Source organism: Xanthomonas sp. SHU 166, from assembly GCF_000364685.1.
Lineage (GTDB): Bacteria > Pseudomonadota > Gammaproteobacteria > Xanthomonadales > Xanthomonadaceae > Xanthomonas_A > Xanthomonas_A sontii.
This window is the reverse complement of sequence record NZ_AQOJ01000790.1, coordinates 1-1,986: the sequence shown is the minus strand read 5'-3', so window position 1 is coordinate 1,986 and position 1,986 is coordinate 1. Positions and strand designations below refer to the sequence as shown.

The following is a 1,986-nucleotide window of genomic DNA, read 5'->3' as shown; positions in this document are numbered from 1 at the left end:
CAGGCCGCGGCGGCCACCGCGCGCATCCAGCAACAGCCGGCACTGCACGCCGCGCGCGGCGGCGCGCAGCAGCGCCGCGCTCACCGCGTCGCCGACCGCGTCGTCGAACATCAGGTAATACAGCAGGTGCACACGCTCGACCGCCGCGTCGATGTCGTCGATCAGCGCCTGCAGCGAGGGCGCGTAGCGGTCGAGCAGCTCGACGCTGTTGCCGTGGGTCGGCATGAAGTCGCCCTGGCGCTCGACCAGCGGCACCACTTCGGCGACCACGGTATCGGCCGGCGGTGCCCAGCGCAGCGCGGTCAACGGCACCTGCTGCTCGCGGATCACCTGCGAGGCCAGCGCCTGGCGGCGGACGCGCTCGCGCGACAGCCAGGGGTGGCCGAGCAACAGGTACAGCGGCAGCCCCAGCAACGGCACGAAGCCCACCAGCAACAGCCAGCTGCGCGCCGCGCCCGGCGTGGTGCGGGTGGGGATCCACAACAGCGCCACCAGCCGGATCAGCCAGTCCAGCGCCAGCAGCCACGTGCCTTCCAACCAGACCGGCAGCATCGCGATCCTCGCAACCCAGGTCGCCCGATTCTGCGGACTGCGCCGGCAAACGCAACCATGGCCGCAGCGGCGGTGCGCTTTTTCCTTGCTCCAGACGCACGAAACCCGCCTTGCGGCGGGTTCCGTGTGCAACGTGAGCAGCGATCCGAGGATCAGCCGATCACTTGATCTTGCCTTCCTTGTACAGGACGTGCTTGCGCACGACCGGATCGTACTTGAGGAATTCCATCTTCCCCGGGGTGTTCTTCTTGTTCTTGTCCGTGGTGTAGAAGTGGCCGGTACCGGCCGAGGAAATCATACGGACCTTATCGCGCTTGCCTGCCATGATGCTCTACTCCTCAGACCTTTTCGCCGCGCGCACGCAGCTCAGCCAGAACGGTGTCGATGCCGTTCTTGTCGATGGTGCGCAGCGCGTGCGCGGAAACCTTCAGCTTGACCCAGCGGTTCTCGCTGGCGACCCAGAAACGGCGCTCGTGCAGGTTGGGCAGGAAACGACGGCGGGTCTTGTTGTTGGCGTGGGAGACGTTGTTACCCGTCTGCACACGCTTGCCGGACACTTGGCATACGCGGGACATTGCGCACCTCGATAGTAGTTTGGTCGCCCATAGCCTGGGAGACGGCGGCCCCGGCAGCCCTGCGGCCACCACGCGACGTGGGAAATCAAGCGGTTACGCTGGGAAAGGCCGGCCGGAGATCGCGCATCCGGCCGCCGGCCCCGACCTCGTCGGGCACAGCGAGCCGCGCATTATGCAGGCGATCAAGGGCTTGTGCAAGTTGTCCACAGGACCAGGCGCCGCGCGCAGGTCCGGGCGCATGGACCAGGCGGGCGTTGCTATTGTATCCGGCGCAAGCCGCTTGCTAGCCTCGCCCAGACCATGCGCCGCCTGTTCCGTCCACTGCGTACCTCCCTGCTGATGCTGCTGCTGGCGGCGTTCGTGGTCGTGCCGGTGGCCGATGCGCTGGCCTGCGCGCTGGAGCCGGAATCGGCCGACGCCGTGCACGCGCCCGCCGCGGCGCATGCCGATGGCGAGGACAGCGACGGCAAGCATGCCGGCGCCTGCAGCCACAACCATTGCCACCACTCGAATCTGAGCCTGCCGGCGAGCGCCCTCGCCGTGTTCGGCGCGCCGCGACCGGCGCGCTGGATGCAGGCCGTCGACGCCTCCCCTGCAGGCGTCGTCCAGGACGGATTGAAGCGCCCGCCCAGAGCGTGAGTTGAGCGTGTCCCGCGATCGCGGGTTTCCGTTTCCCTCACCTCTGGAATTTCCTCATGTCGACTCCGACACGTCGGCCGCCGCGCGCGGCCGGGCGGGTCGTCGCCGTGCTGCTGGGCCTGGCCCCGGCCGCGCTGGCGATGGCGCAGACCGCCCCTTCGTACGACACCTTGCTGCAACGTCTCGATCAACTGCCCGGCAGCCGCGTCGGCGCGGCGCT

Annotated in this window: 3 protein-coding genes and 2 pseudogenes; 2 read left to right on the top strand and 3 right to left on the bottom strand. The window is 68.6% G+C overall.

The window, feature by feature from the left end:
- The 3 genes and pseudogenes from D180_RS18310 to rpmB all read right to left on the bottom strand — a co-directional run.
- Positions 1-552: pseudogene (locus D180_RS18310) on the bottom strand (cardiolipin synthase); the annotation flags it as partial.
- 160 nt (positions 553-712) lie between these two features.
- Positions 713-880, bottom strand: a complete 168-nt coding sequence (gene rpmG, locus D180_RS18305; RefSeq protein ID WP_169411268.1) for a 50S ribosomal protein L33 — start codon at positions 878-880, stop codon at positions 713-715.
- Positions 881-890: 10 nt separating this feature from the next.
- Positions 891-1,127, bottom strand: coding sequence for a 50S ribosomal protein L28 (gene rpmB / locus D180_RS18300; protein WP_010342733.1), 237 nt, complete (start codon positions 1,125-1,127; stop codon positions 891-893).
- Between the two features lie 300 nt (positions 1,128-1,427).
- On the opposite strand from rpmB, the gene D180_RS18295 reads away from it, so the two are divergent.
- Positions 1,428-1,766 (top strand): hypothetical protein, encoded by a 339-nt coding sequence (locus D180_RS18295; protein ID WP_017908581.1) that lies wholly within the window; start codon positions 1,428-1,430, stop codon positions 1,764-1,766.
- Positions 1,767-1,822: 56 nt separating this feature from the next.
- A pseudogene (locus D180_RS24830) lies at positions 1,823-1,986 on the top strand (TolC family protein); the annotation flags it as partial.

Bases quoted from the DNA above. Each gene is read 5' to 3' on its own strand.
- rpmB (WP_010342733.1), bottom strand. From the start codon at position 1,127: ATGTCCCGCGTATGCCAAGTGTCCGGCAAGCGTGTGCAGACGGGTAAC.
- D180_RS18295 (WP_017908581.1), top strand. From the start codon at position 1,428: ATGCGCCGCCTGTTCCGTCCACTGCGTACCTCCCTGCTGATGCTGCTG.